Source organism: Paenibacillus sp. Marseille-Q7038 (genome assembly GCF_965111595.1).
The window spans coordinates 2,002,274-2,027,408 of sequence record NZ_CBCOOM010000001.1; the positions used below are offsets into that span (position 1 = coordinate 2,002,274).

A 25,135-nucleotide genomic window follows, 5' to 3' on the forward strand; every position below is an offset into this window, starting at 1 on the left:
ATCAAATTGGGGCTTGTTTATTCTATTTTTTATACAATATCAAGTGGAACCTTATTCATAGGTGCCGGAAAAGCCTCATCCAATTGCTTAAGATCTTCCGCTGATAACATCACTTCATATACGTATGCATTTTCCTTAACATGCTTTTCACTAGAAGATTTAGGTAGCGAAAGGACATTACCGGATCTTATTGTCCAGGCTAATAGTAATTGATATGGACTAATGCTGTGTTTTTCGGCTATTTTGGCCACCGTCTCATGCTGCACTAACTCTTTTCTAAGACTTCCTCCTTGAGCTAAAGGTGAATACGCCATGATTGGCATCTGATGTTTTTCTTGCCACGGTAATAAATCGACTTCGATCCCTCTCGAACCCAGGTGATACAGCACCTGATTTACCATGCATCGATTTCCTTTATCTAGCTGCATTAATTCTTCCATATCGTTCGTATCCAGGTTCGATACACCCCAGCGATCAATCTTCCCATCCTCGACGAGACGCTGCATTCCTTGAATGGTTTCTGAGAGCGGAATATCGCCTCTCCAGTGCAACAGATAAAGATCCAGGTGGTCTGTTTTCAATCTTCTGAGGCTTTGTTCACAACTTGTAATGATTCGGTTTTTTCCTGCATTATGAGGGTATACTTTAGATACAAGAAAAACTTCATCTCTGATCCCGTGAATCGCTTCACCTACCAGTTCCTCTGATAAACCTTCACCATACATTTCAGCGGTGTCAATTACTTTCATCCCGAGTTCTACACCTAGCCTAAGTGCTGCTATTTCCTCCATTCTTTTGTTTGGGTCATCTCCAATATGCCATGTTCCTTGTCCAATAGCCGGAAGCTGCGTACCATCTGGAAGTGTAACTGTAGGTTGTTTAAACATGTTCTTCATCCTTTCTATCATTCACTATTGTAATGTGTTCATTTGCCTTTCTTCGGTTCGGGGTATAAGATAATTTGTTGAATAGCTTGGGTTACTGTACATTAACCTCAAATCTGTGCAATATATCCTTCTATTTCAAAGTTATAACAATAGAGAAAGGTATGAACTCTTATGATTCATATTTTAGTTGCTGATGACGACATACATATCCGGGAACTGGTCCATTTTTATCTATCTGCAGAAGGATATACCGTATACGAAGCGGCTGATGGGAATATAGCTTCCTCGCTTCTATCCAATGAACAAATTCATCTCGCCGTCGTTGACATTATGATGCCTGGCAAAGATGGATATGAGCTGGTTGAGGAAATTCGCAAGTATTATGATATTCCGGTCATTTTACTGACTGCGAAAGATCAACTGATCGATAAGGAAAAAGGATATGCGCTAGGAACGGATGATTATGTAACCAAACCTTTTGAACCAAAAGAACTTATTTTTCGTATTAAAGCCCTGTTACGACGTTACCGAATGGTTAATTCTCAAAAGATTACACTCGGAAGAACGATCATTGATCGAGACAGCTATGAAGTATACTGTGATGACCAGCTATTAATGCTTCCTATGAAAGAATTCGAATTATTATCTCAACTCGCTAGCTACCCAGACCGAATCTATTCTAGAGAAGAATTAATTCATCTTGTATGGGGAGCTGACTTCAGCGGAGATGATCGTACAGTTGATGTACATATTAAACGTCTTAGGGAGCGATTCCACCATCGAAGCGACGATTTCGTTATAAAAACAATTCGCGGAATTGGGTATAAACTGGAGGTCTGCTCACGGTGAAAACACTGTATCTTCGTATTGTGCTTACTACCGCTTTGGTAATGCTGCTCAGCAGTCTACTCGCTTTTGTAATCTCTAATATGTACTATCAGTATAATTTAAAGCCATACAACGATGAAAAAATGACAGACATGACAGACGATATTATTCAATTTTATAAAGAGAATCCAGAAGTGAGCTTACCTGCTTATCTAAACAGCATCGGAGATTTAGGGTATCAAATTTATCTAGCGGATTCACCGGATCAAGGAACTTTTTATGGCGGAGAGTTTCGCAAGAAAAATGTAGATGCAGACGTTATTCGCCAGGTGCTTGGTGGACAAGTATATCACGGCATTGCCGATTTTCCTGCAAAACTGTTCATTACTGGTTTTTTTGATAATTCACTCGGCAACACGATTGGTATGCCGATTACCGTTAACGGGGAGACTCACGCTCTTTTTGTTCGCCCTAATGTAGAGCTTCAGTTCGGGGAACTTCGTATTTTCTTCGCCTTACTTCTCGTTCTGACGACACTCATCAGTATTATACTTGTCTTCATCAGCACGAGATATATTGTGAAGCCCGTTACTCGCTTAACGGAAGCAACCAAACAAATTGCCAAAGGCAATTATCATATTAAGTTAAATGCTCGAAGACGAGATGAAATCGGTATGTTGGCTAATCATTTTTCACAGATGGCAAAAAACTTAGAACAACTCGAATCCATGCGGCAAGAGTTTGTCTCTAACGTTTCTCATGAAATCCAATCCCCCCTTACTTCGATCCAGGGATTTTCTGAACGCTTGAAATCAAATCAGTTAACAGAAGAGGAACGCTTACATTACCTTGATATCATTTCTGACGAGAGCCGAAGACTATCTCAATTAAGTAAACAGCTGCTCACTCTAGCCTCACTAGATAAAGAGGAATCCATTATTGATAAGCAGCATTATTCTGCCAAGGATCAGATTAAACAGGTTGTGTATATGCTGGAATGGAACTGGCGCGAAAAAGAAATTGCTTTAGATCTACAGCTCTCTTCCGCCTCTATTTATGCTGATCCAAAATGGATGCATCAGGTATGGGTTAATCTAATTACGAACAGTATTAAGTTCACAGAGCCCGGAGGGACCATTCGAATTCGGCTTGAAGAGGAAGATAACCATCATCTGATCGAAATCGAAGATACCGGCATAGGGATACAAGAAGAAGACCTCCCTTACATCTTCAATCGATTCTATAAAACCGATAAAGTAAGAAATCGCAGCGAAGGCAGCAGTGGTCTTGGACTCGCGATTGTAAAACGAATTATTGATATGCACAATGGACAGATTACGGTTCATAGTGAACCAGGAAATGGCACACGCATTCAAATATGGATCCCTATCTCCTCCTCGGATTAAAACCCAGGAGGAGTTTTTTTATATGCTCTATTTGTAATATGCTGTTCATCCTCCGTTCATATTTCAGCCTGATACTTAAGCGGTGGGTGAGAAATTAAAATATAGAAAAGTTTAAGGAATGGGGTTGAATCGTATGTTTTTAGCTTTACGTGAAATGAAGCATGCCAAATTACGCTATCTGCTGATCGGTCTCATTATGGTCCTCATTGCATGGCTCGTCTTGTTCGTTACGGGTCTTGCCAAGGGTCTCAGTAATGATAACGTATCGTCGCTGCAAAATATGGACGCAGATTACATCGTTATGCAGAATGAATCCGAACTCAAAATTAATCGCTCTGTATTATCGAGTGAAACACTAGATCAAGTAAGGTCCATCACAGGGGATGAAGAGGCTACTCCTCTCGGTCTGCAGATGAGTACGTTAATCAAAGAGGGGACAAGCACAAAGATTGACGCTTCCTTCTTTGCTATTGATAAGGACAGCTTTATTGCTCCGACCGTTGTAGAGGGTTCAATGATCGACAATAAAGCGGCGGACGAAGTAGTCGCTGATATTTCACTGAAGGAGGAAGGATTTGCGGTTGGCGACCGAATCCAGGATCAATCCTCAGGCAAGTCGTTCACCATTATCGGATTTACGGAAGGACAATCCTACAGCCATACTCCGGTTCTTCATATGAATATGGCAGGCTGGTTTGCCCTTCATGATGCGAATCCGGATAGTGAGATTTACCATTTTAACGCAATCGCTTTGAAAACAACAGATGCCGTTGCTGATGAAGTCAGTCAAATCAGTGGTATTGAAGTTATCGCCAAGGATGACACGTTAGCTGGCATTCCCGGGTATAAAGAAGAAAGCGGTTCGCTTCTTATGATGATTGCCTTCTTATTTGTCATTGCAGCCTTTGTTCTAGCCGTGTTCTTCTACGTTATTACCATTCAAAAGATGAATCAATTCGGTGTACTCAAAGCCATTGGCGCAAAAAACAGTTACCTGGTGCGTAATGTGATGTCCCAAATTTTAATAATCACGATTGCCAGTCTCATCGTGAGTATCCTACTAACTTATGGTGTCGCAGCTATACTGCCTGCGAGTATGCCATTTGACCTGAGTCCATCACTGGTTGCTCTTTGTTCAATTCTGTTTATCGTAGTATCTATCCTTGGTTCTCTACTGTCCGTGTACCGAGTTGCTAAAATTGATGCGATCGAAGCTATAGGGAGGGCTGCTTAATGAACACTGCAAATCTTAAATTACAACTCGAGAACATTACAAAAACATTTGGTGATGGTGACTCTTCTATTAAAGTACTGAAGAATGTAACCCTGAGTGTACAAGCCGGTGAATTTGTTGCCCTTGTCGGTCCATCCGGTTCCGGGAAAAGCACCTTTCTCTCCATCGCTGGCGCACTGCTCGCACCATCCAGCGGACGCATTGTGATTGGCGGGCAGGACTTAAGTCAATTCTCAGAGAAGGAAATGAATGAAATACGTCTTGATAAAATCGGATTTGTATTTCAATCCGCCAATCTGATCCCTTATCTGACGGTGAAGGATCAACTGCTCTTAATTGCTGAACTGTCTGGTAAAAAAGGAAAACAAGCAAGCCAAAAAGCGGATGAGATGCTAAGTAGACTTGGGCTAAGTCACCGCGCCCATGCTTATCCAGAAAACCTCTCGGGCGGTGAACGTCAGCGTGTTGCGATCGCAAGAGCCTGGATGAATGATCCGGAAATTCTGCTGGCCGATGAACCAACAGCAAGTCTTGATTCAGAACGGGGCCGTGCCGTCGTGGAAATGCTCTCACAAGAAGTAAAAGAAAGAAACAAAGCGGCAATCATGGTTACCCATGATACCCGGATGCTTGATCTCTGTGATCGGGTCGTATACATGGAAGATGGCGTACTCACAGAACAACCTGCATTTCAGCATTAATTGTTAAAAGCAGCAGCCTTCATAGGACTGCTGCTTTTTTATCGTTATCTACTTCTCCAATCCCAAGCCGGTTTCATATTCCATCATTCGGTTGTGTAGGTGTAGTATAATAAGAAAGATATAACACTTCTTGAAAGGATTTCACTTATGAATATCGATTATAGTTACAAACAACCTAAAACTTTACTAAATAAGGGCACCGGTTTTCTAGCCGGGTATTCCCATTCCCTTAATCCATATACTGGCTGTACTTTTGGCTGTTCCTATTGTTATGTTCGTAAGATGCCCGTTTCTTTATTTCGAGGAAAAGAATGGGGAACTTGGGTGGACATTAAGAAAGAAAGTGCAGCATTACTGCGCAAAGAATTGATCAGAGAAAAGAAAAAAGGTCCGGTTACGATCTTTATGTCTTCAAGTACAGACCCCTATCAGCCTGCCGAATACAAAGAAGAAATTACTCGTTCTTTGTTAGAAGTCATGACAGAGGTTCAGCCCGATTTTCTGTTGGTACAAACCCGAAGTCCGCTCGTAAAAAGAGATATTGATCTTCTACAAAAACTGGGTAATCAGGTCCGGGTAAGTATGACTGTGGAAACCGATCTTGATGAGATTCGCACCCATTTCTCTCCCTCTGCCCCTCCTATTCAGGCTCGTATACAAACACTTCGCAAGCTGCGCGAAGCTGGAATCCCTACACAAGTTGCCATCGCCCCCGTACTGCCTAGCAGTAAAGCATTTCCCGAACTTCTTCGTCCTGTCGTAGATTTAGTATGCATTGATGACTTTTTTATGGGAGACGGAGCCAATGGGAGACGAACGCAGCAACTAGGCATACGAGATAAATACGAAGAACTAGGATACAGTGACTGGTATCATCCGGAAGCGTATCAAGTGGTGGCTCGCCGGATGCGTGAAGTCTATCCCGAACAGCAGGTCCGAATCAGTCAGGAAGGATTTGCTCCTTTCTAATCTGCTAGAGATGAACTTTTCTAGCCTGATGTATAGTAGAATTCTATACATCTATAAATAAAGACCATGAGAAGAATATCTTATCTAGGGTGAAATATTTATAATCAAACTACTAAAAAGGTATTACATTTTAATGATGTAGTACCTTTTTTATTGTAGTTACATGTAAACATATATTGTATTTTATGTAATATTATAATCAAACTATAGGTATAGGAGGATATATAATGGAAATGCATCCAGATGAACTGTTCTCAAAGTTTTACGAGAACGCTTCTACAAGGAAAAAGAAAACATTAGAACTCATAAATAACGCCTGTAAAAAACAGTCCGAGTCTGACATAAAAGATTTTTCCATTGGCACTATAGCCAGACTGATAGCAGATGATGGCGGTCCAAGTGAACAGGTACTTAGAAACAAAATGCCGAGGATTACAGAGCTTTGATAAGCCAGTGGGCTGAATACTATAAAACTACCACTAAAAAGCCTAAAAAAGAAAAGAAAACAACCGTAAACGATGATATCTTAGCAAGTATCTCCGAACCAAAGGCACTGGTTGGTATGCTTATGGCAGAGTAAAAGAAAATGGCATTCAGGTATATAAGGCAGGCTATATAACTGCCATATAAAAAATTCTTAATGAAATATAAAAAATACATGCATTATCTCATAAAAGTATTTTTATATACGGGGTCTCACCAACATTCCGGAAATTTTGTATATTAAGCGAAATAAAGTTACCAAACGACGCTTTGGGTGCATTTTCATTATTCAACAATCGGGCCATTATGTGGGATAATTAAGTTAAAATGTCCCATAAAATGAAGAATGCAGGTGATAAATATGAAAAGAGGATTTAAACGTATTGTGATGATAATATTTACAGTTATGATTTCGCTTTTTGTGTTGATTCTTTCCGTGAGCTTTATTAATCACACAATACAATTATCAAAAGAAGAGGAACTATTTGTTTCGACTGGACAACTTGTAGAAGTTAATGGTCATCAAATGCACATTTATACAGAAGGAAAAGGAGAAGAAACACTTGTTTTTATGTCTGGCAGTGGCACAAGCTCACCTGCATTAGATTTTAAATCACTTTATTCCTTGTTAAGCGATAAATATAAAATTGCTGTTGTTGAAAAGGCAGGTTATGGATTTAGCGAAGTCACAGATACTGATCGAGACATTAATACAATTCTAGCTGAAACAAAAGAAGCTCTTTTTAAATCAGGAATTGAAGGACCATTTATTTTATTACCTCATTCTATGTCTGGCATTGAAGCCTTGAAATGGGCGCAAGACTACCCTGATGAAATAAAAGCTATCATTGGATTAGATATGGCTGTTCCAGCTACATATGAAGAGTTTGATATCAATATGTTCCTCGTTCGATTAGGTGCCTTAGCTGCAAATACTGGTTTAACCAGATGGATTTCAAATCTATCGGAAAGTGACGCGATAAAATATGGAAATTTAACAGATAAAGAGAAAAAGTTGTATAAAGTAATTTTTTATCGAAGAACATTGACTAAAGATATGATCAATGAAATAAATAATATAAAAGCTAATGCACAAAAAGTCAAAAAAGTTGGAATGCCAAACATTCCTATACTTTTGTTTTCATCCAATGGTGAGGGAACAGGTTTTGATAATAAAACGTGGAATGGATCTCAAAATGACTTTATTAGTATGATTTATAATAGTAAATTAATTGAGTTAGATTCATCTCACTATGTTCATAGTATTGACTATAAGCGAATAGCTGAGGAATCCGAAGAGTTTATAGAAACTTTACATCGTTAATATTAGCGAATATTTAACTTTTAAGTAGATCTAATGTTCAGCAATTGGGCGCGATTATGGAGTAATGCTGGTATAAAATGTTCAAACTTTTTTATAAAAACTAAAATTAAAAACGCAAAAGAAGAATCCATTTTGATCAATCTTGTTTCAAAATGGATTCTTCTTATTTATCATAAAATAAGGATTTATGAGGTGTTTTGCTCAAAATTTATTTCAAAGCTATATATATACAAATATAAAGTTTGATTATATATAATCAAACTCAAAACCTCTAAACATAAGGTCTGGTTTTATTTTTTTATACTATTCACCCTATATTAACAGAGCTTCTCATGGTCTTTATCTTTCTATAGATATTCAATTTACATCATTAATCATCAGACAGACTCTTTCAATTCCGCTTCACTAGACTGAGCACGTTCCGATCCCATCAAAAACACGATGACTACAGCAATCGCAATCGGGATAATGGCGATCTGGAATACATGGGTGATGGAATCCGACATCGCTTGCGTAATTTTACTTAGAACTTCAGGTGGAATTTTCTCACGACCCTGAGGAGTGAAGATCTCTCTTGTATCCATATCTCCCGCAAAACCGCCGCTCGCTCCGCCAAAGGCATCAGCTAGATGTTTGGTAAAGGTATTCGTCTGTAAAGTACCAAAGATGGTTAGGCCCACGGTCATCCCGAACGAACGAAGGAACGAATTCGTCGAGTTCGCCGTTCCACGAAAGCGCGGAGAAAGTTGATTGATAGAAGCTGTTGGCAACAGTGAAAAGGAGAACCCAACACCAAAACCAGCAATAAACATGTATAACGTTAAGATTATTCTTGAAGTCTCGGGTGTCATTGTTGATAGTAAAATCATACCTGCCAGGAAACTGAATACAGACATGATCATCAACGAACGAAAACGGATTTTCGTCTGTGTAAGCCCGCTAATCATACTACCGATCACTGTTCCGATAACCATTGGCATCAGTACAACTCCTGCGTTGGTTGCAGAACCGCCGTATACAGCTTGCACAAAGATCGGGATAAACACCGAAAGAATGATAAACGTTCCGCCATAAATAAAGGCAAGTGCTTGTGAGGTTGCAAATAACCGCTTTTTAAACATCCAGAATGGGATAATCGGTTCCTCTGCTTTCGTCTCCACAATAATGAACAAGATCAGAGATACGACGGCAACGGAAATTAACGTAATGATCGTACCCGAATTCCAAGGGTATTGATCCCCTCCGCCGAGTTCCAATGCAAACATAAAGCATACGATGGCCAGTACAAGGGTAAAGGCACCCGCCCAGTCAATTTTCTGCTTCTTGTGTTCCAATGTTTCTTTATAATATTTAGCAATGAAGAAGATCGATAGGGCACCGATCGGAAGATTCACATAGAAAATCCAGTGCCAGCTTAAGGCATCCGTCAAAAAGGCACCTAATAGTGGACCTACTACACTCGATAATCCAAATACAGCACCTAACAAACCTGTCATTTTGCCTCGTTTTTCAACGGGGAACAAATCAAAGATAATGGTAAATGCGATCGGCATAAGCGCCCCGCCGCCAATCCCTTGAATGACCCGAAAAGCGATAAGCTGTCCCATCGTTTGAGACAATCCGCAAAGGGCGGAACCAATAATAAACACGGTTAATCCAAATAAGAAGAACCGCTTTCTCCCGTACATATCAGACAGTTTACCGTAAATCGGCATACCTGCCATCATCGCCACCATATAAGCGGCAGTAACCCAAATAAATTGATCATAATTACCCAGATCGCCTACAATGGTTCCCATTGCCGTTGCAACAATGGTGTTGTCGATAGCCGAAGCGAAAATCCCTAGCAAAAGTCCGACGGTTACAAATGTGGCAGCTCGATTCTTTTTCATCTTCTCATCTCCAATTTATATACCTATTAAATTATATTGAAATAATCATAAAAGATTATTTTTTATTTCCGCTTTCTTCCTCGTCCTGTAGTTCCCTTAGCTGATCTTCAAGCCAAGAAATCTCTGAACTTACGAAGTGTGCCCGGTGTTGCAATGTCCTTTGGATACTTATTCGCTCTTTGTCACTAAATATAGGATTTCTGTTAACCACTTTCATGCCGAGGTCATAATGTTGTTGAAGAAAAGACAAGTACTGACGATAGTCCTCATAAATCCGTTCTTGCTGCTCCTTAGATACATGGTGAAGATTGGCAAATTTGATGTCAAAATAATCTTTGGTATCCGAATTGTACGTAGTTTTCTCGTCCATTAAACGAAAGAACTGCTCTTTACCCGCTTCTGTTATACAATAAACCTTCCTATTACCATCTTTTCCTGACATTTCAATGAACTTCTCTTTTTCAAGTCTTTGAATAAGCGGGTAGAGCACTCCCCAACTAACTTGTCTTACCGGGCCTATAATTCTGGACAGGATATGATGTAGTAAGTATCCATGCATAGGTCTATCCATCAGCTCTCCCAGAACAAATAGTTCATACAAAATTCATTCCCTCCTTTTCTTATTTTGGAGCACATTTCCGTTTAAATATATCGTGATGATATAAGACTATATTATAATATATCGCTGCGATATAAAAATCAACACTGTCATGCATAAAGAAAACCGTCTGTTTTTATCACAGACGGTTCACACATGTATCAAACAATTTATTAGAAATTTACGAACTCACACTGTTCGCCGTGTTTTCAGGAAAAGCAGCTAGCTGATGAAGTATTTTCTGACTGGAGTCATTTAGGCCAATCAAGGTAACTTCATTATGATTCTCTGCATATTTAACTCTGATTTTATCAATCACTCCTACAGCCGAATCATCCCAAATATGCGAATCTGAAAAATCAATGACAATATGCTGTTCTTGAACAGACGTATCGAACGCTTTTTCAAAACTTTGTGTTGAAGCAAAAAACAACTGTCCTTTTACATAAAACACATGTTTATTCTCTTTCTTCTCACTTGTTACGGTAAGTTTAGAAACCTTGGCAACAAAGAAGATGGAACTCAGTATGACCCCTGCAATCACACCTTTAGATAAATCATGAGTTGCTACCACGATGATAACCGTCATAAGCATGACAAATGCGTCTCCTCGTGGAGCTTTTCTCAAATAATGAAAGGAAGTCCAGTCAAAAGTGCCCACACATACCATAATCATAATTCCCGCTAATACTGGCATGGGCATAAGAACAACAAAATCGCCAAGAACTAAAATGAGGAACATTAAAAAGAGTCCAGCTACAAGGGTTGATAACCTGCTTCTGCCCCCTGATTTTACATTAATAACCGATTGGCCGATCATCGCACACCCTGCCATCCCGCCAAAGAATCCGTTAATAAAATTCGCAATACCTTGCCCTCTTGCTTCTCTATTCTTATCGCTGTCTGTATCTGTCATGTCATCAATAATAGAAGAAGTCAGCAGCGACTCTAGTAAACCTACCAGTGCAAGTGCAAAAGAATAAGGTAAAATGATCTGCAGCGTATTGAGCGTCAGAGGTACATCAGGAAACAATAAATGGGGAAGAGTCTTCGTAATGGTGCCCATATCCCCTACCGTCTGAAGATGTACACCTGCTACCGTGGAAACAATCGTAAGGACAACAATCGCAATCAGAGGCGCCGGAATCGCTTTTAAAAATCTGGGAACGAAGATGAGAATAAGTAAGGTAATCCCTAGAAAAATAAACGTCATTTCTGATTTGCCTAAAAAATAAGGTACCTGCGCCACAAAGATAAGAATAGCGAGGGAATTGACAAAACCAATCATAACCGCCCTCGGTATAAATTTCATGAGACGAGCAACCTTGAATGCACCTAACAAAAACTGAATAATACCGGTTACTATCGTAGCCGCAATCATATACTCAATCCCGTGATCTCTTACAAGCGGGGCGAGCACGAGCGCCATGGCTCCTGTTGCCGCTGAGATCATAGCCGGCCTTCCCCCTGCAAACGAAATAATGATCGCGATACAAAAGGATGCATAAAGTCCAACCATCGGACTTACCCCTGCGATCAAGGAAAAAGCAATCGCTTCTGGAATCAGCGCTAGCGCAACAACCATACCGGATAAGATATCCGCCCTTACATTAAAAAACCAGTTACGTTTTAACCGTTCAACCAACTTAACTCCACACCTTTTCACTGTGATATAAATCATGTAGTATTTTTCCATGAGTGTATCACGAATCGTTCCTAAATGGAACCTTTTTGACACTGCAAAGTATGTTATGATAACGAGTAAAAGTATAGTTTAGGAGAAAAACCTATGCGTATCGGATATATGAGACCCTATCAGGATGACGAGAGTCTGAACATGCAGACAAGTGCTCTGGATCAGTTGTCCTGTGATAAAATAATTATAGAAGAACATGCATCCGCTAAAAGAAGAAATGAACTCGAACAATTGATGAATGAGCTTAGCAAAGGCGATATCGTCGTTGTATACAAATTATTTGCGCTAGCCGATTCGACCAGGCATCTTGTAGAACTACTTCAAAAGCTAGAAGAGAAACAAGCACATCTCTGCTCTCTTACCGAAGGGATCGATACAAGTAAGTCTGAAGGATATCCTTTTCCCGTGATCGTAAACCATTTAGTAGATTTCCAAAGTGATGTCATTAGTGAGAAGACGAAAAAAGGGCTTTACGAAGCAAAACAAAAAGGTAATCACCCGGGACGGCCTCGTAAAGCAGATGATAATGTAAAAAGAGCGATCGTTATGTATCAAAGCAATCAGTATAGTCTCGCCCAAATCCGCGAAGAAACAGGAATCAGCAAATCGACGCTGTATCGTTATTTGGACTCTGAGAATTAGTGATTTCCTATTCGCAAGAAGAAAAGAGTGATTCCGCCATGGTATTTGTGGCAGAATCACTCTTTTTTTAATTCACTAGAATACGTTTATTAATCCATGCTACTTATTTATCTTCAGCTTCGAAGTCCAGGTTTCCCCTCCATCTTTAGTCAGATAGATCGCTCCTGAACTAGTATCCGCCATCCATCCTATTTTCCCGTTAATAAAATCAATATCGCTCTCGAATCCAGTAATAGACGGCAGGTTTGCCCACGTTTTCCCTCCGTTTGCAGATCTTCCTACTCCAATCTTCTCACCTGCTGGAGAGAATCCGCCAAGATAGGCTCCTCCCTCTACAATGGATAGGTTACTAGGATGTCCACCAGGAGAAGCGGGGCCTTCTTTTACGACACCGCTTGAGTTACCTGGTGCTTTTCCTCCTCCTGCTGTATCTTGGCTGATTACTTTCGTCCAGTCCTTACCTGCATTGCGGGATGAATATAACGCATAGGACTGTTGTGACATCCCGGCTCCGCCATTCAGTTGAACCCATACCTCATTCCCGTCTACCGCCATTTCTCCACCGCTGCTTTCTGCGGAAGGAACCGATAGAATAGGGTTCCAGTTCGTACCACCGTCCGTTGTTTTATGAATCTTATATCCATAACCCGGAACGACAACAAGTGCATAGCCTTTCTTCTGATCTGAGAACTCAGCATATCTCGTATTTGCTGGTGTTTTCATTTTCGTCCATGTTTTCCCGCCGTCCGTAGTGCGGTAGGTGAAGGCTCTAGAATACCCAAAGCCCATGTTTTCGTTCTTAAAGGATATACGTTCTAGATGCATCGAACCTGTCCTGATCTTGGTTAATGTACTGCCTCCATTTTTCGTGTAAAGCAGTGCATTTGGACCATTCGCCGCAGATTTGGCAAGCATCCATCCTGTCGTATTATTAATGAAATCCAGCTGTGTAAATTGCCATGTCCCTTTATAGATCGATTGCCAATCATTGCCGAAATCTGAAGTACCAATCATGAACCCGTTTCCGGCAGCACGACCTGTATTTCCAGTTAAAAACTGAATATCACTAAACTGAAATTTGTCAGAACCTGCTGGCTTACTTCCCAATAGATCACTAGTTGAAGAAGAAGCCGCTCCTGCTGAAGCTGCACTCATCGTCATTGCTGCGGTGATTGCAAGGGTGGTAATCCCTTTAGTGAATTTACTTTTTCTCATTGGTATTACCTCCTGTCTATCGGTTATTCACATCATTTCCATACGATCTACTTAAACCACCTGCACATATGTAAACATAATCATATAAGAGTGAAGTCATAAAAATAGACGAACCTTTGGTGGTTCGCCTGAGTCCTGTCAGCTAAAATGAAATATCTCCTTTGCCGTGGTTCACGCTTCTATCTATTTTGTAATCCGAAATGATCCCGTACTTAGTGCAACCAGTTCATGATCACGATCTACCACTCGTGATTCGGTCGTTAGTGATCGTCCGGTTTCATGAACTATTTTTGCAGTAACGGTAAGTGGGCCTTTTTTTGCTGGTTTAACGAAATGCACATTCAGGTTACTGGTCACCGAAGCTTCTCCAGGACGCCCTACCATGACCGCAATTCCCATTGCGTTATCCATCAGCGAAGAAAGTACACCCCCATGAACAATTCCCATGAGATTCAAATGGTGCGGCTTCGTATCAAGCGTAACCACTACTTCACCTTTTTGAATGGCTGTAAGCTCACATCCAAGGTATCCCCAAAAAGTGGGTTCCGCCGCCTTCGTCAAAGATTCTATATACTGCTTTCCTTCCATGCTCTCCATCAAAAAGAGCCTCCTTCTCTATCTGGGTAGGCCGCAAAACTTTCAACCTGCCGGAGTTTCTTCCTCTTCCTCAAGTAATTTACGGCGCAATACTTTACCTACCAGGGTCTTCGGAAGTGATTCACGGAATACATAGTGTCTAGGCACTTTATAAGCTGCAAGCTGGGAACGACAGAACATTTCTATATCTTTTGGATCAGGCGTCTTCCCATCCTTAAGGACAATATAGGCTTTCACTGTTTCACCGCGGTACGCGTCTTTTATCCCTATTACAACAGCCTCTTTTACGGCTGGATGTTCGTAAAGAACTTCTTCAATTTCACGCGGATAAATATTGAAACCGCTCGCAATAATCATATCTTTTTTCCGGTCAATAATCGAAAAATAGCCTTCCTCATCCATGGTTGCCATGTCACCGGTAAATAACCAGCCGTTTCGAATCGTATCAAAGGTTTCCTCAGGCCGATTCCAATATCCTTTCATCACCTGCGGTCCTTTGACAATGAGTTCCCCTGCTTCCCCCGGCAGAACGTCTTCACCCGTAACTGGATTTACCACTTTCGCTTCGGTGTCAGGAACCGGAATACCAATCGTTCCTATCTTTCTTCTCCCCCATATCGGGTTTACATGCGTTACTGGCGAAGCTTCCGTAAGTCCGTAACCTTCGATTAATTTTCCTTTTGTCAGCTCTTCAAAACGATCTTGCACTTCAAGCGGAAGCCCAGATGAGCCGCTGATACAGGCATTAATCGAGGATAAGTCGTACTCTTTGATCTTAGGATGATTAATAAGGGCAATATACATCGTGGGTGCTCCTGGAAAAAGGGTCGGTTTTTTCTTATCGATGATTTTGAGAAGGGAATTCAGATCGAATTTAGGTATGAGGATTAGCATCCCTGCACGGTAGACCCCTTGGCTGAGAAGCGTAGTAAGCCCAAACACATGAAAACAAGGCAGTACAGCTAAATATCGTTCTTTGCCATTCTCCACTTGATAACACCAATTGGCGGATTGGATGGTGTTTGCAATGAGATTCGTGTGGGTTAGCATGACCCCTTTAGGGACACCAGTCGTCCCGCCGGTGTACTGTAATAATGCTAAGTCATGATCTGCATTCACCTTTTCACAGCAAGGTGCATCGTCCGCTGAAGCAAGAAGTGCTGTAAACGAATGGACAGTTCGGCTGTATTCAATTTGTGGCAGCGGTCCTTGTTTTTTAGCGACAAAGGGATACAATATTTTTTTAAAAAAAGGCAAGTAATCGGGGATAGCCGTAACGATGGTATGTTCAAGCCTCGTTTCCTCTGCAACATTCTGAACTTTTGAATAAAATTGATCCAGGGTAATCATGATCTTCGCTCCTGAATCCTGCAATTGATATGCCAGCTCCCGCTCTACATAGAGCGGATTCGTCATTACAACGATGCCCCCGGCAAGGAGGGTTCCATAATATGCAATCACAACCTGCGGGCAATTGGGCAGCATAATAGCCACCCGATCCCCCTTCTTAAGTCCTTTACTTTTCAGCGCGTTTGCCATACGGTAAGCAGACTCTACCAGCTTTTTATAACGAATGGTCTTTCCCATAAAATACATGGCCGGCCGGTTCGGATACTGCCCAGCAGAGCTGATCAGAAACTGCGCCAGATTCTGTTTAGGATAATCGAAACTAGGGGCCACTTCGGTCGGGTAATACGGAAGCCAGGGCTTTGCATTCATCGAATATCAATCCTTTCCTCTCGGAATGCTTCCTGCTGACCTACTCCTCATCCAAAACCATTTTATATCTAGCAAAGATGATGCGCAGTTATACGGTATAACGTTCGTTTGTTACCACCCTAGCGGCAATGCTGCGTTTCAGTGCTACCTTGTCTACGGGACTTAATTTTGTTAGTTTTTTCAGCACAGATAACTGCATCCGGAGCATATCGCCGGATTCAAGAGAAGTGAGTGTTTCCTTGGCGGTAGCTTCCGCTCTTTGCAGCGCTTCATAAGCATACACTTTGGTCATCTCCACCATGTTCATGGCTTTTTCTTCTGATACGCGAGCTAGTTGTTTCTTTGTACGAAGCAGCGCACTCTCCAGCGCAAACACATCAATTAAAATATCCGCTAGATTGGACAAAGTCTCTTGTTCCTTCTCTAGGCTGGTACCTAGTTTCTGCACGGCAAATCCGCCTGTAAGCAGGAATATTTTCTTCACCATATCCAGAATGTGTTCCTCTTGTCCCAGCACCCCTTCATATTCCTGAGCCGGAACCATTTGCAGCAGTTCACCTTGGAGACCTTGTGCTTTTTGCATAAGGGCGATTTCCCCTTTTAACGCTTTTTTCACTAAGGTACCGGGGATAAGGAGTCGGTTAATTTCATTCGTTCCTTCAAAAATTCGATTAATACGGGAATCTCGGTAGATTCGTTCAATTTTATATTCCTGAATATATCCATACCCTCCATGAATCTGGACTCCTTCATCTGCAATAAAATCGAGACCTTCTGAAGAAAATACCTTATTGATCGAGCACTCAATGGCATAATCCGAAATTGCGTTTGCTGAGTGAACACCTGCCTCTGGATGACTGTAATCAATGTCTGCGAGAGCTTCATCCAACAGCCCCGCTGTACGGTACACCATACTTTCCATCACAAACGTAATAATATTCATTTCGGCCAGTTTTTTACGTATGAGCGGGAAGCTCGAGATCGGGGTTTCAAATTGTTTGCGTGTATTCGCATACTTGGCACTGAGTTCTATCGATTCTTTCGACGCACCCACGGTACCTGCCGCAAGTTTATAGCGTCCGATGTTAAGAATATTAAAAGCGATACGGTGACCTTTTCCAATTTCTCCGAGTAAATTTTCTTTGGGGACTTTCACATCTTCAAAAAAGAGCGGGCGTGTAGAGGAACTTTTGATTCCCATTTTCTTTTCCTCCGGCCCAATCGTAAATCCTTCCATCTCTTTCTCTACAATAAAAGCAGTGAAATGCGCTCCCTCCACCTTCGCATAGACAATGAAAATATCGGCAAATCCCGCATTCGTGATATACAGTTTTGATCCATTTAAAATATAGTACTCTCCGTCTTCCGAGAGACGAGCTGTTGTTTTTGCAGCCAGAGCATCAGAACCGGATGTTGGCTCGGTCAGACAGTAAGCAGCGATTTTCGCTCCGCTTGCTAAGTCGGGTAAATATTTATGCTTCTGCTCCGCTGTACCAAAGTAAACGATGGGCAGCGTCCCGATTCCTACATGAGCACCAAAGGAAAGGGCAAACCCTGAACTTTTGGAAAAATACTCGGTAATGATTGTTGAACTTACTTTATCAAGACCAATTCCTCCAAACATCTCAGGAACATCTGCTCCAAGAAGTCCAAGCTCTCCTGCTTTTTGAAGCAGCTCTACGGTCAGGTCATAATTTAGTTTCTCTAGTTCCTCATCTTTAGGAATCACTTCGCCATCAATAAAATCGCGTACCGTTTCTCCGATCATACGGTGTTCTTCGGTAAAATCCTCAGGTGTTACGATGCGATTCACATCGACGTTATCGATGATAAAACTTCCGCCTTTGATTTTTGGTTCTTTGGTTTGGTTGTCAGTCATGAGTTATTCTCCTTTCGGCTGGGGGATTCGGGGTGGATCAGGATCGGTCGAGCATCGTTGGTGGTGCTTCGGATGCGGATCGGCCAAGCATCGTTGCGTGGTGCTTTGAATGTGGATCGGCCGAGCATCGTTGCGTGGTGCTTTGAATGTGGATCGGCCGAGCATCGTTAGGTGATGCTTCGAATGCGGATCGACCTTACGATCGCTGTTGAATCTGGATTTCTTGATGGAATGGGGTAAGGTTGAAATCCAGATTCAAAGGCGAGCGCTTCGCTTCTTCAGGACGATTCCGCTTTCTACGCAAGCAGGGTTGGGTACTGCCTTCAAGACATACTGCTCCTACACAAATTTGGTGTAGGCAGGGGCGAGTTTCAAGGTTTCCCCCCTTGAAACTGCCTTGGATAAAGCGAACTACTTAGTGTGAGTGTGAGTATGAGTAATGAGGTAATAAGAATCAGCTTGGCTTCGTTCCGCTTCAATTCTTGCTTTCAGCCACGAACTTAATCCTCTTTATCTGCATCACATCTTGGAGCTGAATTGGATTTCCAAGGGCTAGCTGTTCGCCCATTAAAGTGGTACACGAGCTGGGTTCAGAACTCATGAGACAGTTCGGTACTCGTAAGACAGTTCGGTCCCTATCGCTGCTGCATCTCAATTTGAGGATAATATTAGGTAAGGTGAAATCCAGATTTATAAAGGGAATGCTTCAATCAAGTGAGAGGATTATCTGCACTTCTCGGCAATTTGTTTTAAACCAGTATCAGCAGGTTTTATGTCTATCAGTGTTTATATCTTTCAGTGTGGTATGTTTTTTAGTGACTTAATACCCCATGCTGAACTGTTTCTGTGGGTGGACTTCAAACACCCCGGCGGCTCCCATCCCTCCGCCGATACACATACTTACTACACCGTAACCTCCTCCCCGCCTCGCCAGTTCGGAGATCAAGCTGACCGTAAGTTTAGCTCCCGTACAACCTAGCGGGTGACCCAGGGCGATCGCACCCCCATTCACATTCACCTTGTTCTCATCGAGTTCCAAAGCTCGAATGATATGAAGGCATTGCGATGCAAAAGCTTCATTAATTTCATAGAGATTCACATCGTCTTTTTCAATTCCCGCCATTTTAAGTGCTTTGGGAATCGCTTCGACAGGACCTACTCCCATCACCTCCGGCTCTACACCGGCAAGAGCAAATGAACGAAAAGTAGCAAGCGGGGTAAGTCCAAGTTCTTGCGCCTTTTCCCGGCTCATCACGGCTACAACAGCTGCTCCGTCACTGGTCTGGGAGGCATTGCCTGCGGTTACGGTACCTTGGATGTAAAAGGCAGGTCTGAGTCGACTGAGTCCTTCCATTGAAGTATCTTCTCGAACACCTTCATCGGTATCAAACGTGAAAGAATGGCTGCGTACTCTTCCTTGTTCGTCTACCGAAGTGGTGGCTACCGTGACAGGTACGATTTCTTCTCGGAACTTACCGGAAGCAATTGCTGCTGCTGCTTTGCGGTGACTTCCTACAGCAAAGGCATCTTGCGCTTCGCGATCCACATTAAATCTGCGCGCCACTTCTTCCGCCGTATGGCCCATGCCCATGTACACTTCCGGCATTTCTTCCACAATCCGGTGATGAGGAGCAGGTTTGAACCCGGTCATGGGTACATGACTCATGCTTTCCACACCACCGGCAATAATGACATCTGCGTGCCCAAGCATAATACGTTCTGCCGCAAAAGAAATCGCTTGTAAACCAGATGAACAGAAACGATTGACGGTCAGCGCAGGAACCGTAACCGGGTATCCTGCATATAGCGAAATAATCCTCGCTACATTTAAGCCTTGCTCACCCTCCGGCATCGCACAACCAAGGATGATATCGTCCACATCTTCCTTTTGCAGTCCAGGGGCACGGTCAATGACTGCTTCGAGTACCGCCTTCCCTAGATCTTCCACCCTCGTCTGTGCCAGACTCCCCTTCTTCGCTTTCCCGATCGCCGTACGAGCTAGCGATACAATCACTGCTTCTCTCATGATTTTCACCTCACCCTTTGGATTAAAAGACTAGTTGAATCAATTTCATAACTCATTAAAATGATAAATTTGTAACTATATATAGAAAAACAAAACCATTTTTATCTATATATAGCCCTGATTAAAGCAACTAAAGGTAGTATGAAATTGATTCAGTTACGTAGCGGTTTACCTTTGGACAACATGTGCTGCATACGCTGCTGTGTTTTCACTTCTCCAAGTAGACTGAGGAAAGCTTCTCGTTCCAGATCAAGTAAATACTGTTCACTGACGACGGTTCCTGGAGACACATCTCCTCCTGTCAGAATGTGTGCTAGTTTCTTCGCTATCAAATAATCATGATCACTAATGTACCCGCTGTTTTTCAATCCAAGTGCTCCCACTTGCAGAACCGCACGACCGTCTCTTCCCGCTACTCTTGCTTTACCAGTTCCTTTTGGCTGATAGCCTGCCCGTTCGAGATCAAGTACCGCTTGTTTAGCTTCAAATATACGGAAGTCTTGATTCATCACGACCCGGTCATGACTACGACCATACATACGCAGAGCTTCATGACCACTGGTTGACGTTTTCGCCATGGCGATCATTTCGAAAATTCGGTTTAGTTCAGGCTGAAGATCCGAATCAGGATCTCTATAACGGTCACTCGTCATGAGTGCTAGTTCCTTACAACCGCCGCCCGCTGGAATGAGTCCTACACCCGTCTCGACCAATCCAAAGTAAGATTCTGCGGAGAAAATAATGCGATCTGCTGGAAGGCAAGCCTCCACACCGCCGCCAAGTGTCATTCGGTGAGGTGCTGCCACTACCGGTTTTTCAAAACCTTTTAATTTCATCATACTGCCTTGGAATAAACGGATGATATCATCCACTTCATCCCAGTCCCCGCTTTGGGCTTCCATCAGCATGAGCATAAGATTGGCCCCAACGCAGAAATTACGTCCCTCATTTGCTATCACAAGTCCGCGATAATTAGCTTTCACTTCCTCAGCACTTTGCTGAATCATGACTAGAATATCTGCACCAATCGCATTATTCGGTGAAGTAAACTCCAGACAAGCGACGTCATCTCCAATATCAATCAGGTTCGCACCCGTGTTTTGGCGAATGATCTTGTTCTGCGCCTTCAGGCTTTGAAGCGAGATCCGTTCTGTCTGTGTTTCGACTTCTTTGTAAGCTCCTTTATAGAAGTGGAGAACAGCTCCGTCTTTTTGCTCATAGAAAGACTTGTTGCCCGCGGCAATCCAATCTTTGACCCAAGCTGGTATGACGAGACCTTCTGCTTCCATCCGCTGTACGGATTCGGGTAGCCCAATCAGATCCCATGTTTCAAATGGTCCAAGCTCCCAGTTAAAGCCCCATTTCATTGCATTATCGATATCTTCAATGGAATCCGCGATCTCTCCCAATTTTTCAGCGGAATAAATCAGTACTTGTTTAAGTACATTCCAAGCCAGTTCCGAATAACGGTCATGGGTGCCAAGGAATGCTTTTATTTTCTTCCTTGAACCTTTTACCGCTTTTGCAGCTTCGATCGAAGCTGATCTAATTTTTGCGCTTGGATTATAGTCCACCCTGGACAGATCAAGTGAGAGTATTTTGCTGCCCTGCTCCCCTTTCACTTTCTTATAGAAACCTTGGCCGCCCTTTTCTCCAATCCAACCTTTTGCTACCAAATCATGTAGGACATCAGGTACAGCGAAAATGTCTTTCTCAGGTCCCTCTGGAACATGGTCGTATACATTCCGAGCAACATGAACAAACGTATCGATACCCACAAGATCCAGCGTTCGTAAGGTCGCGCTTTTCGGCCTGCCGAGGACAGGACCCGTAGCTGCATCCACTTCTTCTACGGTATAGTTGTTTTTTTTCATTTCATGTAAAGTAACAAGCAGACCATACGTGCCAATCCGATTGGATATAAAATTAGGTGTATCTTTTGCAAGCACGACCCCTTTACCAAGCCTTCTTGAACAGAAGTCCCCCATAAACGAGGTGATCTCCGGGTCAGTATCAAATCCAGGAATGATCTCGAGCAGTTTCATATGTCTAGGAGGGTTAAAGAAATGAGTTCCGATAAAGTTCTTGCGAAAGCGTTCGCTGCAATCCTCCACCATGGCGTTAACCGAGATTCCCGAAGTGTTGGTACTTACGATCGTTCCTTCTTTTACCACTCCTTCAATCTGTTTTAGAATGGATTTCTTTATGTCGAGCTTTTCCGTCACCACTTCGATAATCCAGTCCACATCTTTTAGTAGATGGAAATGATCTTCTATATTCCCCGGTGTAATTCGCTGTACAAAATCTGCCGCAAAAAGCGGAGCCAAACTAGATTTTGGAAGAGATGCAATTGCTTTTGCTGCCAGTTTATTTCTAAACTTAGGATCTGCAAGGCTTAACCCTGCTTTTTCATCCTCTGGGCTTAGAGATCTCGGAACAACATCAAGCAATAAACAAGGAATTCCTGCATTGGCCAGATGGGCTGCAATACCCGACCCCATGACACCGGACCCTATAACGGCGGCTTTTGAAATCGTCCTAGAAGCAGTCTTGTGAGCCGTATCTTGTGCTAACGTTTTGTTCATTTAACTACGACCTCCCGTTCGTGGGTTTCTTTCATTCCAAATACAGACGCTTCCAAAATTTCCGCAATATCTCGAGTTTTCACTTGCTCTTCTACTTCTTGTAGCTTCGTACCATCTTCTAGCATCGTAAGGCAGTAAGGACAAGCGGAACTGATCATCGTTGGCGATACCGCAAGGGCTTGCTCCGTTCGGGCTAGATTTACCCGTTTTCCCTCACCCTCTTCCATCCACATCTGCCCGCCACCGGCACCACAGCACATTCCGTTTTCACGAGTTCGCTCCATCTCAAGCAGCGTTACACCTGGGATGGCCCTAAGTACGTCACGTGGCTGATCATAAACATCGTTGTACCGACCAAGATAACAGGAATCGTGATACGTAATTTTTTCTTCAACAGCATGTTTCGGGGAGAGTCTTCCTTCTTTCACGAGTTGGTCTAAGAGCTGGGTGTGGTGCAGTACTTCTGCCTTTAATCCAAAATCAGGGTATTCATTCTTAAAAATGTTGAAGGTGTGCGGGCAAGCGGTGACGATTTTATGGACACCATACTTTTCAAAGATCTCGATATTCTCTGTACATAATTGCTGGAACAGGAATTCGTTCCCCATCCGGCGTGGTGTGTCGCCAGAATTTTTTTCTTCGTTCCCCAGAATGGCAAAGTTTACGCCTGCTTCGTTCATCAGACGAACCAACGCGCGGGTTATTTTGCGGCTGCGATTATCATAGGAACCCATCGAACCTACAAAAAACAAATACTCGAATGCCGGATTCTCTTTCACGGTCGGGATCTGAAGATGAAAGGTATCTTCCGGGTCTATTTCCTTCACCCATTTACTGCGTTCAGCCCGGCTGATGCCCCATGGGTTACCTTGACGCTCAATGTTCTGCATCGCTCTTTGTCCTTCTTGCGGCACACTGCCTTCCATAAGAACAAGATATCTGCGCAGATCGACAATTTTGTCTACGTGTTCATTGGAGACCGGGCACTGATCTTCGCAATTACGGCAAGTCGTACAAGCCCATATTTCTTCTTCTGTCATCACTCCCCCAATAAGCTGAACATCCTTGACATTCACACCTTCCACCTGATGCCATGCTTTCTTCTGAGCTGCCATCGTGGGACGAATATCAGTGATACCTTCTCCCTTCCACTCCGCGAGTTCATGGTCTGTACTACTCATGGAATAAACTCCCGAGTATCCAAATACAGCAGCGGGCACCCAAGGTGATTTGGAAGTGAGCAGAGCTCCTTTTTCCGTCAAATGATCCCTCAGTTTCACGATCATGTGCATGGGCGACAGAATCTTTCCTGTACTCGAAGCAGGACATACATTCGTACAGCGTCCACATTCAACGCATGCATAGAAATCAAGCATTTGTTTCTGAGTGAAATCTTCTATTTTACCTACACCGTAAGATTCAGCTTCTTCATCTTCGAAATCTAAAGTGGTTAATTTTCCTGGGGCAGTTGTTCTGCTAAATAAAATATTGATAGGGGCTGTAATGAGATGAAAGTGTTTCGATTGAGGAACATATAGCAGGAATGATAGCAAGATCATGAGATGGAGCCACCAACATACGTAGTATAGAGCGTTGATTGCCATGTCAGGCATCCAGCTTACAGCAACCGCAAGACTTGATGAGATCGGGGATAGTGAAGATGATGCCAAGCCTTCTCTTACTCTCTCGAATGCCATGGTGAAAAGAACCGATATCATAAGCGTTGTAATGAAGATGACGACGATACTAGGTTTAAACCCACGTTTCAATCGATTCAGTTTCTCCCCATATCTGCGGTATGCCGCGTAAGCGATGGCCAGAAGAATGAGAACTACCGTAACCTCTTGCATGAGAATGAACCCTTCATAACCTGGAATCGGAAGCCGATGACCACTTAGGCCTTTCCAGATAATATCCAGTGCGCCAAACTGCAAAATAATAAAACCGTAAAAGACAACAAAGTGCATAATACCGCTTCTTGGATCTTTAAAAAGTTTCGTTTGACCAAATACCTGAACGGCAAAGGTGCGTAATCGTTCGTTCACATCTCGCCTGAGGTCAGCCGGCTTTCCTAAACGAATGTACAGATACCGATGATACACGACTCTTAGGAACAGATATACCGCTAGACCGGTAACGAGGAAAAAGAGCAACGCATTCCCGATTTGCAAGATCATCCTCATCAGCCCCTTGTATCTTCATTCTTTACCTAGAATCCTTCTCTTTATCGTCTTTGGGCAGCGTGTCACTCCCTTCTTTATTTCTCACCAAGCCAAGATTAGGGAAGCGTTTGTATGAAGCGCTTTCATCTAATGTATAAAAAAGAGACCTCCATACTCCGTTTGACTGTAATACAACATGGATTCGTCAAATAACGTGAATGATGAACGTCTCTATTCTCTATAAAGTAGATGTAATTGCTGCATATTTAATATTTGTTAACCCATCGTTGAC

18 protein-coding genes and 1 pseudogene are annotated in these 25,135 nt (G+C 42.6%); 8 read left to right on the forward strand and 11 right to left on the reverse strand.

All coding sequences use genetic code 11. The annotated features are described in order from the left end of the window. Positions 1-29: 29 nt before the first annotated feature. Entirely contained in the window at positions 30-887 is an 858-nt protein-coding gene (locus ACWPWY_RS09445) for an aldo/keto reductase (RefSeq protein ID WP_454191459.1), read from the reverse strand. Positions 888-1,058: 171 nt separating this feature from the next. Between ACWPWY_RS09445 and ACWPWY_RS09450 the strand changes: the two genes are divergently transcribed. The 7 genes and pseudogenes from ACWPWY_RS09450 (at position 1,059) to ACWPWY_RS09480 (ending at position 7,832) form a co-directional block, all read left to right on the forward strand. Further along, positions 1,059-1,736, forward strand: a complete 678-nt coding sequence (locus tag ACWPWY_RS09450; protein WP_454191460.1) for a response regulator transcription factor — start codon at positions 1,059-1,061, stop codon at positions 1,734-1,736. Then, on the forward strand, positions 1,733-3,121 hold the full coding sequence (locus ACWPWY_RS09455; RefSeq protein ID WP_454191461.1) for a sensor histidine kinase: 1,389 nt from the start codon (positions 1,733-1,735) through the stop codon (positions 3,119-3,121). The genes ACWPWY_RS09450 and ACWPWY_RS09455 overlap by 4 nt, the downstream gene beginning before the upstream one ends. 133 nt (positions 3,122-3,254) lie before the next feature. Next, positions 3,255-4,355, forward strand: a complete 1,101-nt coding sequence (locus tag ACWPWY_RS09460) for an ABC transporter permease (protein ID WP_454191462.1) — start codon at positions 3,255-3,257, stop codon at positions 4,353-4,355. Continuing rightward, a complete protein-coding gene (locus ACWPWY_RS09465; protein ID WP_454191463.1) occupies positions 4,355-5,056 on the forward strand; it encodes an ABC transporter ATP-binding protein in 702 nt (233 codons plus the stop codon). The genes ACWPWY_RS09460 and ACWPWY_RS09465 overlap by 1 nt, the downstream gene beginning before the upstream one ends. A gap of 147 nt (positions 5,057-5,203) precedes the next feature. Next, positions 5,204-6,025, forward strand: coding sequence for a radical SAM protein (locus ACWPWY_RS09470; RefSeq protein WP_454191464.1), 822 nt, complete (start codon positions 5,204-5,206; stop codon positions 6,023-6,025). Between the two features lie 233 nt (positions 6,026-6,258). Then, positions 6,259-6,605 (forward strand): annotated as a pseudogene (gene gmtX, locus ACWPWY_RS09475) (gamma-mobile-trio protein GmtX). A gap of 264 nt (positions 6,606-6,869) precedes the next feature. Then, positions 6,870-7,832 carry an alpha/beta fold hydrolase gene (locus ACWPWY_RS09480; protein ID WP_454191465.1) on the forward strand — a complete coding sequence of 321 codons (963 nt, stop codon included), beginning with the start codon at positions 6,870-6,872 and terminating at the stop codon, positions 7,830-7,832. Positions 7,833-8,209: 377 nt separating this feature from the next. Here the strand turns inward: ACWPWY_RS09480 and ACWPWY_RS09485 are convergent, their stop codons facing one another. The 3 genes from ACWPWY_RS09485 to ACWPWY_RS09495 all read right to left on the reverse strand — a co-directional run bounded on the left by ACWPWY_RS09485 (position 8,210) and on the right by ACWPWY_RS09495 (position 11,967). Beyond that, positions 8,210-9,724 carry an MDR family MFS transporter gene (locus ACWPWY_RS09485; RefSeq protein ID WP_454191466.1) on the reverse strand — a complete coding sequence of 505 codons (1,515 nt, stop codon included), beginning with the start codon at positions 9,722-9,724 and terminating at the stop codon, positions 8,210-8,212. 55 nt (positions 9,725-9,779) lie between these two features. Beyond that, entirely contained in the window at positions 9,780-10,325 is a 546-nt protein-coding gene (locus tag ACWPWY_RS09490) for a PadR family transcriptional regulator (protein WP_454191467.1), read from the reverse strand. Positions 10,326-10,503: 178 nt separating this feature from the next. Next, a complete protein-coding gene (locus ACWPWY_RS09495; RefSeq protein ID WP_454191468.1) occupies positions 10,504-11,967 on the reverse strand; it encodes a SulP family inorganic anion transporter in 1,464 nt (487 codons plus the stop codon). A 144-nt stretch (positions 11,968-12,111) separates the two neighbouring features. On the opposite strand from ACWPWY_RS09495, the gene ACWPWY_RS09500 reads away from it, so the two are divergent. Further along, positions 12,112-12,660, forward strand: a complete 549-nt coding sequence (locus ACWPWY_RS09500; RefSeq protein ID WP_454191469.1) for a recombinase family protein — start codon at positions 12,112-12,114, stop codon at positions 12,658-12,660. 99 nt (positions 12,661-12,759) lie between these two features. Here ACWPWY_RS09500 and ACWPWY_RS09505 read toward each other — a convergent pair whose 3' ends face one another. The 7 genes from ACWPWY_RS09505 to ACWPWY_RS09535 all read right to left on the reverse strand — a co-directional run bounded on the left by ACWPWY_RS09505 (position 12,760) and on the right by ACWPWY_RS09535 (position 24,858). Then, entirely contained in the window at positions 12,760-13,875 is a 1,116-nt protein-coding gene (locus ACWPWY_RS09505) for a WD40/YVTN/BNR-like repeat-containing protein (RefSeq protein ID WP_454191470.1), read from the reverse strand. Between the two features lie 183 nt (positions 13,876-14,058). After that, the gene (locus ACWPWY_RS09510; RefSeq protein WP_454191471.1) at positions 14,059-14,472 is read right to left on the reverse strand and encodes a PaaI family thioesterase; all 414 of its coding nucleotides are present in this window, start codon (positions 14,470-14,472) and stop codon (positions 14,059-14,061) included. A gap of 42 nt (positions 14,473-14,514) precedes the next feature. After that, the gene (locus ACWPWY_RS09515) at positions 14,515-16,191 is read right to left on the reverse strand and encodes a long-chain-fatty-acid--CoA ligase (protein ID WP_454191472.1); all 1,677 of its coding nucleotides are present in this window, start codon (positions 16,189-16,191) and stop codon (positions 14,515-14,517) included. Between the two features lie 88 nt (positions 16,192-16,279). Then, positions 16,280-18,070 (reverse strand): acyl-CoA dehydrogenase family protein, encoded by a 1,791-nt coding sequence (locus tag ACWPWY_RS09520; RefSeq protein WP_454191473.1) that lies wholly within the window; start codon positions 18,068-18,070, stop codon positions 16,280-16,282. An 820-nt stretch (positions 18,071-18,890) separates the two neighbouring features. Beyond that, entirely contained in the window at positions 18,891-20,096 is a 1,206-nt protein-coding gene (locus ACWPWY_RS09525) for an acetyl-CoA C-acyltransferase (protein ID WP_454191474.1), read from the reverse strand. 152 nt (positions 20,097-20,248) lie between these two features. Next, positions 20,249-22,681: a 3-hydroxyacyl-CoA dehydrogenase NAD-binding domain-containing protein gene (locus ACWPWY_RS09530; protein ID WP_454191475.1), complete on the reverse strand. Its 2,433-nt coding sequence runs from the start codon at positions 22,679-22,681 to the stop codon at positions 20,249-20,251. After that, positions 22,678-24,858: a heterodisulfide reductase-related iron-sulfur binding cluster gene (locus ACWPWY_RS09535; RefSeq protein WP_454191476.1), complete on the reverse strand. Its 2,181-nt coding sequence runs from the start codon at positions 24,856-24,858 to the stop codon at positions 22,678-22,680. The genes ACWPWY_RS09530 and ACWPWY_RS09535 overlap by 4 nt, the downstream gene beginning before the upstream one ends. Positions 24,859-25,135 lie beyond the last annotated feature (277 nt).

Coding starts and splice junctions, on each gene's coding strand:
- ACWPWY_RS09445 (WP_454191459.1), bottom strand. CDS start 887: ATGTTTAAACAACCTACAGTTACACTTCCAGATGGTACGCAGCTTCCG.
- ACWPWY_RS09450 (WP_454191460.1), top strand. CDS start 1,059: ATGATTCATATTTTAGTTGCTGATGACGACATACATATCCGGGAACTG.
- ACWPWY_RS09460 (WP_454191462.1), top strand. CDS start 3,255: ATGTTTTTAGCTTTACGTGAAATGAAGCATGCCAAATTACGCTATCTG.
- ACWPWY_RS09465 (WP_454191463.1), top strand. CDS start 4,355: ATGAACACTGCAAATCTTAAATTACAACTCGAGAACATTACAAAAACA.
- ACWPWY_RS09470 (WP_454191464.1), top strand. CDS start 5,204: ATGAATATCGATTATAGTTACAAACAACCTAAAACTTTACTAAATAAG.
- ACWPWY_RS09480 (WP_454191465.1), top strand. CDS start 6,870: ATGAAAAGAGGATTTAAACGTATTGTGATGATAATATTTACAGTTATG.
- ACWPWY_RS09485 (WP_454191466.1), bottom strand. CDS start 9,724: ATGAAAAAGAATCGAGCTGCCACATTTGTAACCGTCGGACTTTTGCTA.
- ACWPWY_RS09500 (WP_454191469.1), top strand. CDS start 12,112: ATGCGTATCGGATATATGAGACCCTATCAGGATGACGAGAGTCTGAAC.
- ACWPWY_RS09505 (WP_454191470.1), bottom strand. CDS start 13,875: ATGAGAAAAAGTAAATTCACTAAAGGGATTACCACCCTTGCAATCACC.
- ACWPWY_RS09510 (WP_454191471.1), bottom strand. CDS start 14,472: ATGGAGAGCATGGAAGGAAAGCAGTATATAGAATCTTTGACGAAGGCG.
- ACWPWY_RS09515 (WP_454191472.1), bottom strand. CDS start 16,191: ATGAATGCAAAGCCCTGGCTTCCGTATTACCCGACCGAAGTGGCCCCT.
- ACWPWY_RS09520 (WP_454191473.1), bottom strand. CDS start 18,070: ATGACTGACAACCAAACCAAAGAACCAAAAATCAAAGGCGGAAGTTTT.
- ACWPWY_RS09525 (WP_454191474.1), bottom strand. CDS start 20,096: ATGAGAGAAGCAGTGATTGTATCGCTAGCTCGTACGGCGATCGGGAAA.
- ACWPWY_RS09530 (WP_454191475.1), bottom strand. CDS start 22,681: ATGAACAAAACGTTAGCACAAGATACGGCTCACAAGACTGCTTCTAGG.
- ACWPWY_RS09535 (WP_454191476.1), bottom strand. CDS start 24,858: ATGATCTTGCAAATCGGGAATGCGTTGCTCTTTTTCCTCGTTACCGGT.